This window comes from Parahoeflea alexandrii (assembly GCF_027214025.1).
Taxonomy (GTDB): Bacteria; Pseudomonadota; Alphaproteobacteria; order Rhizobiales; family Rhizobiaceae; genus Hoeflea; species Hoeflea alexandrii_A.
In genome coordinates this window covers 352,914-366,521 of record NZ_JAPWHB010000003.1, presented here as the reverse complement: position 1 = coordinate 366,521, position 13,608 = coordinate 352,914, and the positions used below count along the sequence as shown (strand labels likewise).

General features: G+C 63.9%; 15 protein-coding genes. 6 read left to right on the top strand and 9 right to left on the bottom strand.

The window, feature by feature from the left end:
• Positions 1-46 precede the first annotated feature (46 nt).
• Genes dapF through O4H62_RS12185 form a run of 4 tightly spaced genes read left to right on the top strand, consistent with a single transcriptional unit; the run spans position 47 to position 4,405 of the window.
• Positions 47-925, top strand: a complete 879-nt coding sequence (gene dapF, locus O4H62_RS12200) for a diaminopimelate epimerase (protein ID WP_269388136.1) — start codon at positions 47-49, stop codon at positions 923-925.
• The gene (mtaB, locus tag O4H62_RS12195) at positions 922-2,226 is read left to right on the top strand and encodes a tRNA (N(6)-L-threonylcarbamoyladenosine(37)-C(2))-methylthiotransferase MtaB (RefSeq protein ID WP_269388133.1); all 1,305 of its coding nucleotides are present in this window, start codon (positions 922-924) and stop codon (positions 2,224-2,226) included. The genes dapF and mtaB overlap by 4 nt, the downstream gene beginning before the upstream one ends.
• Positions 2,227-2,249: 23 nt before the next feature.
• Entirely contained in the window at positions 2,250-3,716 is a 1,467-nt protein-coding gene (ftsY, locus tag O4H62_RS12190) for a signal recognition particle-docking protein FtsY (protein WP_269388131.1), read from the top strand.
• Complete coding sequence (locus O4H62_RS12185) at positions 3,713-4,405, top strand: septation protein A (RefSeq protein ID WP_269388129.1); 693 nt, start codon at positions 3,713-3,715, stop codon at positions 4,403-4,405. The genes ftsY and O4H62_RS12185 overlap by 4 nt, the downstream gene beginning before the upstream one ends.
• A 72-nt stretch (positions 4,406-4,477) precedes the next feature.
• Here O4H62_RS12185 and O4H62_RS12180 read toward each other — a convergent pair whose 3' ends face one another.
• The 4 genes from O4H62_RS12180 to O4H62_RS12165 all read right to left on the bottom strand — a co-directional run bounded on the left by O4H62_RS12180 (position 4,478) and on the right by O4H62_RS12165 (position 6,875).
• Entirely contained in the window at positions 4,478-5,353 is an 876-nt protein-coding gene (locus tag O4H62_RS12180) for an SRPBCC family protein (RefSeq protein WP_269388128.1), read from the bottom strand.
• On the bottom strand, positions 5,350-5,826 hold the full coding sequence (locus O4H62_RS12175) for an SRPBCC family protein (protein WP_269388127.1): 477 nt from the start codon (positions 5,824-5,826) through the stop codon (positions 5,350-5,352). The genes O4H62_RS12180 and O4H62_RS12175 overlap by 4 nt, the downstream gene beginning before the upstream one ends.
• A complete protein-coding gene (locus O4H62_RS12170) occupies positions 5,823-6,164 on the bottom strand; it encodes an ArsR/SmtB family transcription factor (protein WP_269388125.1) in 342 nt (113 codons plus the stop codon). Before O4H62_RS12170 ends, O4H62_RS12175 begins: the two co-directional genes overlap by 4 nt.
• Before the next feature lie 183 nt (positions 6,165-6,347).
• Positions 6,348-6,875, bottom strand: a complete 528-nt coding sequence (locus O4H62_RS12165; protein ID WP_269388123.1) for an NUDIX hydrolase — start codon at positions 6,873-6,875, stop codon at positions 6,348-6,350.
• A 217-nt stretch (positions 6,876-7,092) separates the two neighbouring features.
• Between O4H62_RS12165 and O4H62_RS12160 the strand changes: the two genes are divergently transcribed.
• Complete coding sequence (locus O4H62_RS12160; protein WP_269388122.1) at positions 7,093-7,437, top strand: hypothetical protein; 345 nt, start codon at positions 7,093-7,095, stop codon at positions 7,435-7,437.
• Between the two features lie 110 nt (positions 7,438-7,547).
• On the opposite strand, the gene O4H62_RS12155 is transcribed toward O4H62_RS12160, so the two are convergent.
• The 5 genes from O4H62_RS12155 to ccmA are packed head-to-tail and all read right to left on the bottom strand — an operon-like array spanning position 7,548 to position 10,438.
• Positions 7,548-8,156 carry a DsbE family thiol:disulfide interchange protein gene (locus tag O4H62_RS12155; protein WP_269388120.1) on the bottom strand — a complete coding sequence of 203 codons (609 nt, stop codon included), beginning with the start codon at positions 8,154-8,156 and terminating at the stop codon, positions 7,548-7,550.
• Entirely contained in the window at positions 8,156-8,326 is a 171-nt protein-coding gene (gene ccmD, locus O4H62_RS12150; RefSeq protein ID WP_269388118.1) for a heme exporter protein CcmD, read from the bottom strand. Before ccmD ends, O4H62_RS12155 begins: the two co-directional genes overlap by 1 nt.
• Positions 8,323-9,090 (bottom strand): heme ABC transporter permease, encoded by a 768-nt coding sequence (locus O4H62_RS12145; RefSeq protein ID WP_269388116.1) that lies wholly within the window; start codon positions 9,088-9,090, stop codon positions 8,323-8,325. The genes ccmD and O4H62_RS12145 overlap by 4 nt, the downstream gene beginning before the upstream one ends.
• 44 nt (positions 9,091-9,134) lie before the next feature.
• Positions 9,135-9,797 carry a heme exporter protein CcmB gene (gene ccmB / locus O4H62_RS12140; RefSeq protein ID WP_269388114.1) on the bottom strand — a complete coding sequence of 221 codons (663 nt, stop codon included), beginning with the start codon at positions 9,795-9,797 and terminating at the stop codon, positions 9,135-9,137.
• Positions 9,794-10,438: a heme ABC exporter ATP-binding protein CcmA gene (ccmA, locus tag O4H62_RS12135; RefSeq protein WP_269388112.1), complete on the bottom strand. Its 645-nt coding sequence runs from the start codon at positions 10,436-10,438 to the stop codon at positions 9,794-9,796. Before ccmA ends, ccmB begins: the two co-directional genes overlap by 4 nt.
• A 295-nt stretch (positions 10,439-10,733) precedes the next feature.
• Between ccmA and acnA the strand changes: the two genes are divergently transcribed.
• Positions 10,734-13,424 (top strand): aconitate hydratase AcnA, encoded by a 2,691-nt coding sequence (acnA, locus tag O4H62_RS12130; protein ID WP_269388110.1) that lies wholly within the window; start codon positions 10,734-10,736, stop codon positions 13,422-13,424.
• The last annotated feature ends 184 nt before the right edge of the window (positions 13,425-13,608 follow it).

The following is a 13,608-nucleotide window of genomic DNA, read 5'->3' as shown; positions in this document are numbered from 1 at the left end:
GGCGCTTTTCCGCCATATAGAGCCCGAACATGAACGGGTGCACGCGATGGGATCGATGGTTCCTTTTGCCAAGATGAACGGACTGGGCAACGACATTGTCGTCATCGACATGCGTGGCCGCAGCGATGGCGTGACCGCTCAAGCCGCGATTGCGCTTGCCGGTGGCGACCGTACCGGTTTCGACCAGATCATGGCGATCCACGACACCGATCTCGACGGCGTCGATTACCGCATCGACATCCTGAACTGCGACGGCTCCCGCGCCCAGGCCTGCGGCAACGGCACGCGCTGCGTGGTCCAGGCGCTGGCGTCCGAAACCGGGCGCAAGAGTTTCACCTTCAAGACGCTCGCCGGCATCCTCAATGCCGAGGAACACGACGACGGGCTGATTTCCGTCGACATGGGCCGGCCGGAATTTGCCTGGGACAGGATCCCGCTTTCGGAAGAATTTCACGACACCACCCGGATCGAGCTGCAGATCGGCCCGATCGACGACCCGGTGCTGCATTCACCGTCGGTGGCATCGATGGGCAACCCGCATGCGATCTTCTGGGTCAAGGACGATGTCTGGAGCTATGACCTGGAACGCTTCGGGCCGCTGCTCGAAAACCACCCGATCTTCCCCGAGCGCGCCAACATCTCGATCGCCCGGGTGATCGACGATCACACGCTGGATCTCAGGACCTGGGAACGCGGCGTTGGCCTGACCCGCGCCTGCGGCTCGGCCGCCTGCGCCGCCGGGGTCTCCGCCGCGCGCACGGGCCGCACCGGGCGGACGGTCACCGTCAACGTGCCCGGCGGTCCGCTGCTGATCGAGTGGCGCGGCGACGACCACGTGATCATGACCGGCCCGGCGGAATGGGAATTTTCCGGCACCGTCGATCCGCTCACCGGAGACTGGCAGGCCGACGAGGCGGCGGCGTGAGCGGCGTTCGCGTTCTCACCCTCGGCTGCCGGCTCAACACCTACGAATCGGAAACCATGCGCAAGGCGGCCGAAGCCGCCGGCCTCAACAACGCCATCTTGGTCAACACCTGCGCGGTAACCGCCGACGCCGTGCGCCAGGCGCGCCAGACCATCCGCCGCGCCCGGCGCGACAATCCCCACGCCCGCATCGTCGTCTCCGGCTGCGCCGCGCAGGTCGAGCCGGAAACCTTCGCCGCCATGGACGAGGTCGACGCGGTGATCGGCAACGACGCCAAGGGCCGGGCGGCGAGCTATCGCGCCCTGCCGGATTTCGGCGTCTCCGAAAGCGAGAAGATCCGCGTCAACGACATCATGGCCGTGCGCGAGACCGCGCCGCAGATGATCGAGGCGGTGGAGGGTCACGCCCGCGCCTTCGTGCAGGTGCAGAACGGCTGCGATCACCGCTGCACCTTCTGCATCATCCCCTATGGCCGCGGCAATTCCCGCTCGGTGCCGATGGGCGCGGTGGTCGACCAGATCGAAAAACTGGTCGACAACGGCTACGACGAAGTGGTCATCACCGGCGTCGACGCCACCAGCTACGGCGCCGACCTGCCGGGAAGCCCGACGCTCGGCAGGCTCGCCTCCACCATTCTTAAACAGGTGCCCGACCTCAGGCGGCTCAGGCTGTCGTCGATCGACTCGATCGAGGTCGACGATGCGCTGATGGATCTGATCTCGAATGAGCCGCGCTTCATGCCGCATCTGCACCTGTCGCTGCAGCATGGCGACGACATGATCCTCAAGCGGATGAAACGGCGGCACAGCCGCGACGACGCGATCCGGTTCTGCGAGACGGTGCGGTCGTTGCGGCCCGGCTTTGCCTTCGGCGCCGACCTGATTGCCGGGTTTCCGACCGAGACCGAGGAGATGTTCGCCCGCTCGCTCGACATCGTCGACGAATGCGGTCTGGCGTTTTTGCACGTCTTCCCCTATTCGCCGCGCCAGGGAACCCCGGCGGCGCGCATGCCGCAGCTCGATCGCGGACTGATCAAGGCCCGCGCGGCGCGCTTGAGGCAACGCGGCGAACGGGCCTATGATGCCCACCTCTCTGAAATGGCGGCAGCGGGTGGAACCCGATCGGTTCTGGTCGAGTTTTCCGGCATGGCGCGGACAGAAAATTTCACTCCGGTGGTTGCGTCCGGCGCGCCACGGGGCCAGATGGCTCTGGTGAGGATCAACGGCCGCACCGCGGATCACCTTACCGGCGAAACGGTAACGGCGGATCAGGTGCAAACCGCAGATCTCGTCACAGGCTGACATCGGGAAGGCAGAAGACCGGCATGGCGCTCAACTTCATCAAAAAGGTTTTCTCCTTCGGGCGGAACAAGGAAGATGCGCCCGCACCCGAGGCTGCGCCCGAAACGCAGGCAGTTCCCGAACCCGAGACCGTTCCTGAACCCCAGGCTGAACCCGAAGCCGTGGACGCGCCGGCCGCCGCGCCAGAAGCCGAGGCCGAACCATCATCGCCGCAGGACGAGGGACTGCACCTTGCCGAACTTTCGGCCGATCCGGTTGTCGCCCCGGTGCCCGAGGGAGAGCCGGTCCCCGCGCCCCTTGATGACGCCGTGACCGCGTCCGGCGAGACACCGCTTCACGCCGAACCGGTGGAAGTATCGCCCGAAGACGGCCTGCATCCTGACGAATTGACCGCCGACCCGGCTTTCGAGCCAATGTCCGGGGAAAAGCCTGAGCCTGAGCCTGAGCCTGAGCCTGAGCCTGAGCCTGAGCCTGAGCCTGAGCCTCGAAGGCTGGTTGTCCGCGACACGGTGTCAAGGGCGGAGCCCGCGCCGGCGGCCGAACCTGTGGAGGAGCCGAAAGGCAACTGGTGGCAGCGCCTGCGCCAGGGCCTGTCGCGCACATCCGGCCAGCTTTCCAGCCAGATCACCGGCATCTTCACCAAGCGCAAGCTCGATGACGAGACGCTCGAGGAGCTGGAAGACATCCTTCTGCAGGCCGATCTCGGGGTCGAGACGGCGATGCGGATCACCGATGCGCTGTCCTCGACCCGCTACGGCAAGGACATTTCGCCGGCCGAGGTGCAGAAGGTGATGGCCGCCGAAATCGCCAAGGTATTGGGCCCGGTGGCCAGGCCGCTGGAACTCGATCTCAGCCACAAGCCGCACGTGATCCTGGTGGTCGGCGTCAACGGCACCGGCAAGACCACCACCATCGGCAAGCTTGCCGCCAAGCTCTCCGCCGGCGGGCTGAAGGTGACGCTTGCGGCCGGCGACACCTTCCGCGCCGCGGCAATAGAGCAGCTGAAGATCTGGGGCGAGCGCACCGGCTCCAAGGTGGTCTCGACCAAGCTCGGCGCCGACGCCGCGGGCCTTGCCTACGAGGCCTTCGAGACCGCACGCGACGATGGCGCCGACGTGCTGATCATCGACACCGCCGGGCGGCTGCAGAACCGCACCGAACTGATGGACGAGCTCGCCAAGGTGGTGCGCGTCATCGGCAAGCTCGATCCGGACGCGCCGCACACCGTGCTGCAGACGCTTGACGCAACCACCGGCCAGAACGCCCTGAACCAGGTCGAGATCTTCAAGAATGTCGCCGGCGTCAACGGCTTGGTGATGACCAAGCTCGATGGCACCGCGCGCGGCGGCATTCTCGTCGCCATCGCCGCCAAGCACAAATTGCCGGTCTATTTCGTCGGCGTCGGCGAGGGTGTCGACGATCTCGAACCCTTTGAAGCGGCGGATTTCGCATCCGCCATCGCCGGAGAGCCGGCCGGAGACCTGAAATGACCGACCGCAAGCCAGCCGAAGCCGCAGACCAGGAGCTGCACATCTTCGAAGCCGACCCCAACGCGCCCGACCGCAAGCGGATCAATCCGCTGCTCAAGCTGGTGCTTGAGCTGGGCCCGTTGCTGGTGTTCTTCTTCGCCAATTCGAAAGGCGCCTGGATCGCCGAGCGGGTGCCGTTCCTGGCAGATATCGGCGGACCGATCTTCGTTGGCACCGCCTGCTTCATGATCGCCACGGCAATTGCGCTGTCGGTGTCCTGGCTCCTGACCAGAACCCTGCCGATCATGCCGCTCTTGTCGGGCATCATCGTGCTGGTCTTCGGCGCGCTGACGCTGTGGCTGCAGGACGAGACCTTCATCAAGGTCAAGCCGACCATCATCAACACCATGTTCGGCGTGATCCTGCTCGGCGGGCTCATGTTCAAAAAGTCGTTCCTGGGCTACGTCTTCGATTCCGCCTTCCGCCTCGACGCCGAGGGCTGGCGCATCCTGACCCTGCGCTGGGGCCTGTTCTTCCTGCTGATGGCGGTGATCAACGAGGTGATCTGGCGCAATTTCTCCACCGACTTCTGGATCGCCTTCAAGGTCTGGGGAAACATGCCGCTATCGATCGTCTTTACGCTCATGCAGCTGCCGCTGATGCAGCGCCATGCGCTGCCGGAAGAGGACGCGGAAGGGGTGAAGGGCTGAAACCCTTCGTCCTTCAACAATCGTCGGGCGCCGCCCGACCGATGCTGGCAGAGCACTCGGAATGGGACATGATCACGGCGCGCCGACAATGCGCGCCAGCTTGCCCAGCGTCTGCAATCCCAGCTCCATGGCGCCAAAGCCCCTGGCTTGCTGGAATTCGGCCGCGCTGCTGAACACCATGCCGAGCGTGACCTTCGTCCCAGCGTCCTCGTCCTCGAACATCACCCAGGCATCGGCATGTTTCGGCCCGTTCTCGCCCCAGAGCAGCGCGTAGCCGATCCTTTCACCGCTCCTGATCTCACTGTAAAGATGATGATTGGGGTAGACCGTGCCGTCCGGTCCGATCATGTCGAACACCCATTCGCCGCCCTCGCGCAGGTCGATCCGCTGCGTCCGGCAGGAAAACCCGTCGGGGCCCCACCATTTGGGCAAGGTTTCCGGGTTGAACCAGGCACCCCAGACAATGTCGCGCGGCGCCTTGATCACCCGTTGCAACAGCATGGTCCGCTCCGCCACGCCCACCAGATTGTCGAGCCCGGCGCCAAAACCCTGACGGTAGCCGTCCTCCATGTTTTCGGCCAGTGAGGCAAGCTGGACCGTCAGCACGATGCGGCACTTGTCATCCCCGCCCGAGAACTCCGCCGTCACCAAGGCCGCCGACTGCGTCACTCCCTCCGACGAGATCACCTCGGTGTTGACGCTCAAAACGCCGGGCTGCAACACCAGCCATCCGACCTCGCAGCTTGTGTCAGGGTATCCTTCGACCTTGCACAGCGAGACTTCCCGCCCGCCGACGCGCGTGTCGGCCTCGAGAAATTCGACGGCGACGGATGGCGCGGGCGCCGCCCAGACCGCGCGTGCGGCGGGGGCGGTCCAGGCTGCCCAGACGGTTGCGAGCGGAGCCGCGACCTGCCGTTCAAAATTCAGGGTGGCGAAACGCTCGTTCATCTCGCGAGTCCTTTCGCGTAGGCCTCGAGCTGCGTCGCCACCGTGCCCCAGCCGTCGAAGAAACCCATGTCCTCATGGTTCTTTTTCGTCTCCGGATTGCGATGCCGGGCGATCGCCGTGTAGCTGGTGCCGCCGCCGGGCGCATCGGCAAGAAGCAGGATCGCTGTCATGAACGGCTCGAGCGCCGGCTTCCAGCCTTCGGTGTAGGCGTCGGTGAACACCAGCTTTTCTTCCGGCACGACCTCGAGATAGACGCCGAAATTCTCCATCACGTTGCCCTCGACCTCGAAGGTCGTGTTGAAGCGTCCGCCGACCTTGAGGTCGATGTCGACATCGGTGACCTTGTGGGGAACCGGGACGAAGAAATGCGGGATATGTTCGGGCCGAGTCCAGCATTCCCATATCAGCTGCCGCGGCGCGGCGAGCGTCCGGGTAAAGCTCAAATCCGTTGCGGGATCCAGATCCAGTTTCATGTCTCGCGCTCCTTCATGACTTTCTTGACATAATCGTCCAGCCGGTCGAGCCGGGATTCCCAGATGACCCGCTGCTCGTCGAGCCAGGTTCGCATCGGCATGAGCGCTTCGGGCACGATCGCGCAGGTGCGCACGCGCCCGTCCTTCGAGGTGGCGATCAGGCCTGCCTCCTCCAGCACCGCCAGATGCCGCATCACCGTCGGCAACCGGAGCCCGGTGGGCTCGGCCAGTTCGCTCACCGGCGCCGGTCCTTGAGCCAGATGCGTCAGGATCGACCGCCGCGTCGGGTCCGCCAGGGCGTGGAACAGGTCCGAGAGATCAGTGTCATGCTTAGCCATATGTCTAACTATCTGAGCTCCAAGTCGCCGTCAAGGGATAGTTTGCAATGTTGCTAAGTGTTTCGCGGTCAGGATTGCCGCGATTTTCTCAGGGGTCTTGGCCTCGTTGCTCGCCAGATTGATCGCGCCGACGAGACCTTCCGTGTCCTGGAGAACGGACATGACAGAGGCGCAGTCTGCCTCTCACCCCTGGTTCCCGAACGGCCCTTGATACCCCTTCGCCATCACCTCGCGCTCGTGGCCGAGCATCCAGTGCACTGTCGGAAAGGCGATTTCGTCGACCGGCAGCTTGTCCCAGTCGAACAGCTCCACTTCGAGGCTTTCCTCGCCGGCGCCGAACAGCGCGGCGCCGGCGCCCGGGTCGATGAGTTCGGCGCGCCAGATCAGCTGCACCTGGCTCAGATGCGGGACCGAGTATATTGCCAGCAATTCGCCGAGCTTCAGCTGCGCCAGCGCCTCTTCGCGCGCCTCGCGCCGGGCGCCGTCCTCGGGCGTCTCATTGAGTTCGAGATAGCCGGCCGGCACAGTCCAGAAACCGCGCCTCGGCTCAATCGCCCGGCGGCACAAAAGCACCTTGCCTTCGTGCCGGACCACCGAGCCGACGACAATGCGCGGGTTCTGGTAGTTGACGAAGCCGCAGGTACGGCAGACTTCGCGTTCATGGGTATCGCCGTCGGGAACCAGGCGGTGAAAGGTCTTTTGCGTGGTCATGAACGCAAACATAGCGGCAGCGCCGCAATCCGGCGAGAGGCAATGCGGGGATTTCACAACACCTGGAAATCACGATTACATTGAGCGCAAAACCGGGCATGCAACGCCCGAGACAAGCAAAATTCCGACAGGCGGTTGACCGAGAAAAGGGATTACGCAATGGTCGCGTTCACCTCAGACCCGATTGAAAATCTTGTCCAGACTGCAGGAATATGAAATGAAACTCGATCTCTTCCGCAAAGCGCTTGCTGTCCTGTTCCTCTTTACTCTCGCTACTCCGGCGTTGGCCAAGGACATTCCCCATATTCACAAGTTCGACCTCAAAGTTGGCCAGACACGGGTCTTCTATGGTTATATCGGCAAGAAGTGTGGCGTGCTTCCGAGCAGGGTCAGTTTGCCGAAAGTCAGAATCGGCACTCTTTCGACAGGAAAGGCCGGCATTCGGGGGTCGAGGCGCTGCAATGGCCGCGTACCTGCCGTCGAAATCAAGTTCACGGCGACAAAAAAGGGCCGCGCGACATTCCGGATCAATGAAGACCGCTTCACGGTTCAGGTCAGATAGGAAATATCCGTATCCGTCTTGGCTTGCATTCGCCGCCTTACCAGGCGGCGGAGCTTCTTTGCATGAGATGCGAGGCTCATGTCATGCGAGACCCATGAGCGGGTCGGGAGTCACGGCTTCGAACGCGCCTTCTCGATCGCCGGCAACAGCTTGTCGCGCAGGCTTTCAACCGTGAACGGGCCGATCTGCTTGAACAGGATGGTCCCGTCGGGCGCGACCAGATAGGTCTCGGGGATGCCGTAGACACCCCAGTCGATCGCCGCTTTGCCCGCCGGATCAACACCCACGGCAGCAAACGGATTGCCAAGTTCGCCAAGGAACTTGAGCGCGTTGTCGTTCTTGTCCTTGTAGTTGATGCCGACGAGCTCGATCCGGGGATCGCGCGACAATTCGAGCAGCACCGGATGCTCCTGCCGGCAGGGCACGCACCACGAGGCCCAGACATTGACCAGCGCCAGCTTGCCCGAAATCGCCGCATCGGTCAGCGCCGGCACCGGCGCGCCGTTCGCATTCAGGCCCTCAAGCGGCGGCAGATCGAGCGACGGCGCCTTGGTGCCGATCAGCACCGAGGGGATTTCACTGGCATCCTTGCCCGAGCCGAGCTGGTAGAGAAACACCGCCGACAGGGCAACGAAAAGCACCAGCGGCAGAAACGCGATCAGCAGCCGCCGGCGGCCGGAAGCGGAAGGCGCCGCCTCGTCGTGGATATCTTCGCTCATCAGCTGGACCCGCCGGCAGCCTTCGACCGCCGCCGTACGCCCTGCGCCTCAAGTTCGGCCAGCTCGCGCCGCCGCGCCCGACCGTCGAGCAGGATGCCAACCAGCAACCCGGCAAGGGTGAGGGCGGTGGCCGCATAGGAGAGAAAGACGAAGGCTTCGTGGCTCATCATGTTGAAGCCCCGCCGCCGATGGATTGCGCGGCCTGACGGCGCATCGTCTGCACCCGCCGACGCCAGATCTCGTTGCGCATCGCCATCAGGTGCAGGGTGAAGAAGATCAGCGTGTAGGCTATCGCCATCACCAGCAGCGGATAGAGCATCGTGGGGTGGATGGTTGGTCCGTCCATACGGATCACACTGGCCGGCTGGTGCAGCGTGTTCCACCAGTCGACCGAAAACTTGATGATCGGGATGTTGACGAAGCCGACCAGCGTCAGCACCGCGGCGGGACGCGCCGCCCGGGCCGGATCGTCCATCGCCTTATGCAGCGCCATCAACCCCAGATACATCAAAAACAGCACGAACACCGAGGTCAGCCGCGCGTCCCACACCCACCAGGTGCCCCACATCGGACGGCCCCAAAGCGAACCGGTGAGCAGCGACAGGAAGGTGAAGGCCGCGCCGATCGGCAGCGCCGTCTTGGCCGCGACATCGGCCAGCGGATGCCGCCAGACCAGCGTGCCGAGCGAGGCGACCGCCATCACCGAGTAGCACATCATGGCGAGCCAGGCGGCGGGCACGTGGATGAACATGATCCTGACCGTGATGCCCTGCTGGTAATCCTCCGGTGCGGCGAAGGACATGTAGAGCCCGACGACCAGCGACAGCACGGCCGCCGTTGCAAGATACGGCAGAATCCGCCCGGAAAGGGCGAGAAACCGGGTCGGATTGGCGAGGCTGGTAAACCAGCCCTGGGAGATGGTGGTGTCACTCATGGCTTTTTTCTAATCCTTGCCGCGTCCGGTTTCAATGCGACAAATCAATCTGACGCTCCCCTGAGCGCCGCAGCGGCCGCAACGGGGCCGAGTGCTGCGAAAAACAGCGCGATGGCCGACAGGATCATGAACGGCGGCAGGAACGGGTCGGGATCGGTCACCGCCGCGTAAGCAGCGCTGACCCCGAAGATCAGGATCGGGATCGCCAGGGGAAGGATCAGGATCGACACCAGGAGTCCGCCGCGCGGCAGCACCACGGCAACTGCCGCGCCGACCGCGCCGATGAAGGAGATCGCGGGCGTGCCCACCAGCAGCGTCAGCATCACCGCGCCGGTGGCAGTGGCGCTCATGTTCATCAGCAAGCCGAGCAAGGGTGCGGCCAGCACCAGCGGCAGGCCGGTGGCAAGCCAGTGCGCCAGGCTCTTGACGAACACGGTGAGCACCAGCGTGACCCAGTCCTGCATCACCAGCATGTCGAGCGATCCGTCCTCGCGGTCGGCCTGAAACAGCCGGTCGAGACCGAGCAGCGAGGCCAGCAGCGCACCGATCCACAGGATCGCAGGGCCGATCCGCGCAAGCAGGTTGAGATCTGGCCCGATGCCGAAGGGGATGACCGCCACCACGGCGAGAAAGAACAGCACGCCGAGCATCGCTGCCCCGCCCGAGCGGGTGGCGATCGCCAGGTCACGTCTGAGCAAAGCCATCATGTCCAGGACTCCCCGGAGGCGGCGCTGTGAATGCCCGACAGTTCCAGCGACCGCACATTTTCCAGTCCCAGCGGCTGATGCGTGGCGGCGATCGCCAGGCCGCCCGCGGCAAGATGCCGGCTCACCAGATCGGCAAACAGCCGGTCTGAGCGCTTGTCAAGCGCCGCCGTCGGTTCGTCGAGCAGCCACAGCGGCCGGTATGACACCAGGAGCCGCGCCAGCGCGATTCGCCGTTGCTGGCCGGCCGAAAGATAGCCGAACGGCAGGTGCGCCACGCCAGTGAGGCCGACCAGGTCGATCGCCTCGTCGACGTCCATGCCCTCGCCGCTGTCGCTGCGCTGGAAACTCTTCCAGAAGCTCAGGTTTTCCTGCACCCGCAACTCGCGCTTCATGGCGTTGCGGTGACCGAGATAATGGGCAAAGTCGGACACCGGCAATTCTGTTCCGTCATGATCCCGCAGCGAAAACTCACCCGAATCAGCCGCCAGCAATCCCGCCAGGATCCGCAGAAGCGTCGACTTGCCCGCGCCATTGGGTCCGGTGATGACCAGCGCTTCGCCACGGGCAATCGTGAAGTCGATATCTTCAAACAGCACGCTGTCACCGCGCCGTCCCTTGAGTTTCGTGGCTACCGCCTGCATCGGCCCCCGCATCCCGGGCCGCCGGACGGCGTCCGGCGCTCCCATTCAGTAAAAACTAACCACCCAAAAAAACATTCAAATGGGACATTGGTTGATCTGGCACGTTCTTACGAAATTATCTATAACGCCCGCAACCACGCCAGCGGTCGGCGTGAATTCAATCTAGCGCCGAACATGATGCCCCAAGCGTCACGGGCGGACAGCGGAAATGACCGTACCCGCATCCTTGTCCACGCGATCAGCGTGTAAGGTGTTCGCCCTCACATTCGGCCGAACTCATGAAAGCGGGTTGCCTGTGGCCAAATCACTCGACAGCTTCAATTGCCGTTCCACACTCAAGGTCGATGACACCGACTATGTCTATTACAGCCTCGTCGAGGCCGAAAAGAACGGACTGACCGGCATCTCGGCGCTTCCGTTCTCGATGAAGGTCATTCTCGAGAACCTGCTGCGCAACGAGGACGGCCGCACCGTCAAGAAGGATGACATCCTCTCCGTCGTTGCCTGGCTGACCAACAAGGGCAAGACCGAAGCTGAAATCGCCTATCGTCCGGCCCGCGTGCTGATGCAGGATTTCACCGGCGTTCCCGCCGTGGTCGACCTGGCCGCCATGCGCGACGCCATGGTGGCGCTGGGTGGCGATCCGCAGAAGATCAACCCGCTGGTGCCAGTCGACCTCGTGATCGACCACTCGGTCATCGTCGACGAATTCGGCACGCCGCAGGCGCTGGCCCGCAACGTCGAGCACGAATACGAGCGCAACGGCGAGCGTTATCGCTTCCTCAAGTGGGGCCAGCAGGCATTCAAGAACTTCCGCGTCGTTCCCCCCGGCACCGGCATCTGCCACCAGGTCAACCTGGAATATCTCGGCCAGACTGTCTGGACCCGCGACGAAGACGGCGAAATCACCGCCTATCCCGACACCTGCGTCGGCACCGACAGCCACACCACCATGATCAACGGCCTTGGCGTTCTCGGCTGGGGCGTGGGCGGCATCGAGGCCGAAGCCGCCATGCTCGGCCAGCCGATCTCCATGCTGCTGCCGGAAGTCATCGGCTTCCGCCTGACCGGCGCGCTCAAGGAAGGCGTCACCGCCACCGACCTGGTGCTGACCGTCGTGCAGATGCTGCGCAAGAAGGGCGTTGTTTCCAAGTTCGTCGAATTCTTCGGCCCAGGCCTTGATTCGATGTCGCTCGCCGACCGCGCCACCATCGGCAACATGGGTCCGGAATACGGCGCCACCTGCGGCTTCTTCCCGGTTGATGGCGAGACCATCAACTACCTGACCATGTCAGGCCGTGAGGAAAACCGCATCAAGCTGGTCGAAGCCTATTCCAAGGCGCAAGGAATGTGGCGCGAGACTGGCGCCGCCGATCCGGTGTTCACCGACACGCTGGACCTCGATCTTGGCTCCGTCGTGCCGTCGATGGCCGGTCCGAAGCGTCCCGAGGGCCGCATTCCGCTCGAAGGCATCGCGTCCGGCTTCGCCAAGTCGCTGGAAGACGAGTACAAGAAGCCCGGCCAGCTCAACAACCGTTACCAGGTCGAGGGCGAGGATTACGATCTCGGCCATGGCGACGTGGCGATTGCCGCGATCACCTCGTGCACCAACACCTCGAACCCCAGCGTGCTTATCGGCGCGGGCCTGCTCGCCCGCAACGCGGTCGCCAAGGGCCTGAAGACCAAGCCGTGGGTGAAGACCTCGCTGGCGCCCGGCAGCCAGGTGGTCGGCGAATACCTCGCCAAGTCCGGCCTGCAGGCCGATCTTGACGCGCTCGGCTTCAACCTTGTCGGCTTCGGCTGCACCACCTGCATCGGCAACTCCGGCCCGCTGCCGGCCCCGGTCTCCAAGACCATCAACGAAAAGGGCCTGATCGCCGCCGGCGTGCTCTCGGGCAACCGCAACTTCGAAGGTCGCATTTCCCCTGACGTCCAGGCCAACTACCTGGCCTCGCCGCCGCTGGTGGTGGCCTACGCGCTGGCCGGTTCGGTGCAGAAGGATCTGACCAAGGAGCCGATCGGCGACGACAAGGACGGCAATCCGGTCTACCTCAAGGACATCTGGCCCTCCAGTAAGGAGATCCAGGAATTCATCATGAAATACGTCACCCGCGAACTCTACGCGGCCAAATATGCCGACGTGTTCAAGGGCGACGAGAACTGGCAGGCGGTGGAAGTGCCGACCAGCCAGACCTATGCCTGGGATGACAATTCGACCTATGTCCAGAACCCGCCCTATTTCGAGGGAATGGGCAAGACCGGTTCCGGCATATCCGACATCAAGGGTGCACGCGTGCTGGGCCTGTTCGGCGACAAGATCACCACCGACCACATCTCGCCGGCCGGATCGATCAAGGCCCAGTCCCCGGCGGGCGCCTACCTGATGGATCACGGCGTTGGCGTTGCCGACTTCAACCAGTACGGCACGCGCCGCGGCAACCACGAAGTCATGATGCGCGGCACCTTCGCCAACATCCGGCTGCGCAACCACATGCTCGGACCGAACGGACGCGAAGGCGGCTACACCTTCCACTATCCGTCCCGCGAGGAGGTGTCGATCTTCGACGCCGCCATGCAGTACAAGGCCGAAGGCGTGCCGCTGGTGATCTTCGCCGGCGTCGAATACGGCAACGGCTCGTCGCGTGACTGGGCTGCCAAGGGCACCAACCTGCTCGGCGTCCGCGCTGTTATCGCCCAGTCCTACGAGCGTATCCACCGCTCCAACCTGGTCGGCATGGGCGTCATCCCGTTTGTCTTCGAGGAAGGCACCAGCTGGGAAAGCCTTGGTCTGAAGGGCGACGAGGTCGTCACCATCGAAGGCCTCGCCAACATCCAGCCGCGCGAGAAGAAGATCGCTCACGTCACCTTCGCCGACGGGTCGGTCAAGGACGTGCCGATCCTCTGCCGCGTCGACACGCTCGACGAGCTGGATTACCTCAAGAACGGCGGCATTCTGCAGACCGTTCTGCGCGATCTGGCCGCCTGAGCCACATCTCAATCATGAATACGGGAGGCCGGGCTTGATGCCCGGCCTTTTTCGTTGCAAGCCAGGCTAGGCCCCGGCGCCTATGCGCAGTTCGCAGCGAATGCAGGCCGCGTCCGCGTGACAGGGTCAATCGAATGTGATTTGGACGTGTACGGCACTTGGCGCTAGATGATTGCATGACCTT

Excerpts from the sequence above, each read along its gene's own strand:
- dapF (WP_269388136.1), top strand. The coding sequence starts at position 47 with ATGGGATCGATGGTTCCTTTTGCCAAGATGAACGGACTGGGCAACGAC.
- ftsY (WP_269388131.1), top strand. The coding sequence starts at position 2,250 with ATGGCGCTCAACTTCATCAAAAAGGTTTTCTCCTTCGGGCGGAACAAG.
- O4H62_RS12185 (WP_269388129.1), top strand. The coding sequence starts at position 3,713 with ATGACCGACCGCAAGCCAGCCGAAGCCGCAGACCAGGAGCTGCACATC.
- O4H62_RS12180 (WP_269388128.1), bottom strand. The coding sequence starts at position 5,353 with ATGAACGAGCGTTTCGCCACCCTGAATTTTGAACGGCAGGTCGCGGCT.
- O4H62_RS12175 (WP_269388127.1), bottom strand. The coding sequence starts at position 5,826 with ATGAAACTGGATCTGGATCCCGCAACGGATTTGAGCTTTACCCGGACG.
- O4H62_RS12170 (WP_269388125.1), bottom strand. The coding sequence starts at position 6,164 with ATGGCTAAGCATGACACTGATCTCTCGGACCTGTTCCACGCCCTGGCG.
- O4H62_RS12165 (WP_269388123.1), bottom strand. The coding sequence starts at position 6,875 with ATGACCACGCAAAAGACCTTTCACCGCCTGGTTCCCGACGGCGATACC.
- O4H62_RS12160 (WP_269388122.1), top strand. The coding sequence starts at position 7,093 with ATGAAACTCGATCTCTTCCGCAAAGCGCTTGCTGTCCTGTTCCTCTTT.
- O4H62_RS12155 (WP_269388120.1), bottom strand. The coding sequence starts at position 8,156 with ATGAGCGAAGATATCCACGACGAGGCGGCGCCTTCCGCTTCCGGCCGC.
- ccmD (WP_269388118.1), bottom strand. The coding sequence starts at position 8,326 with ATGATGAGCCACGAAGCCTTCGTCTTTCTCTCCTATGCGGCCACCGCC.
- O4H62_RS12145 (WP_269388116.1), bottom strand. The coding sequence starts at position 9,090 with ATGAGTGACACCACCATCTCCCAGGGCTGGTTTACCAGCCTCGCCAAT.
- ccmB (WP_269388114.1), bottom strand. The coding sequence starts at position 9,797 with ATGATGGCTTTGCTCAGACGTGACCTGGCGATCGCCACCCGCTCGGGC.
- ccmA (WP_269388112.1), bottom strand. The coding sequence starts at position 10,438 with ATGCAGGCGGTAGCCACGAAACTCAAGGGACGGCGCGGTGACAGCGTG.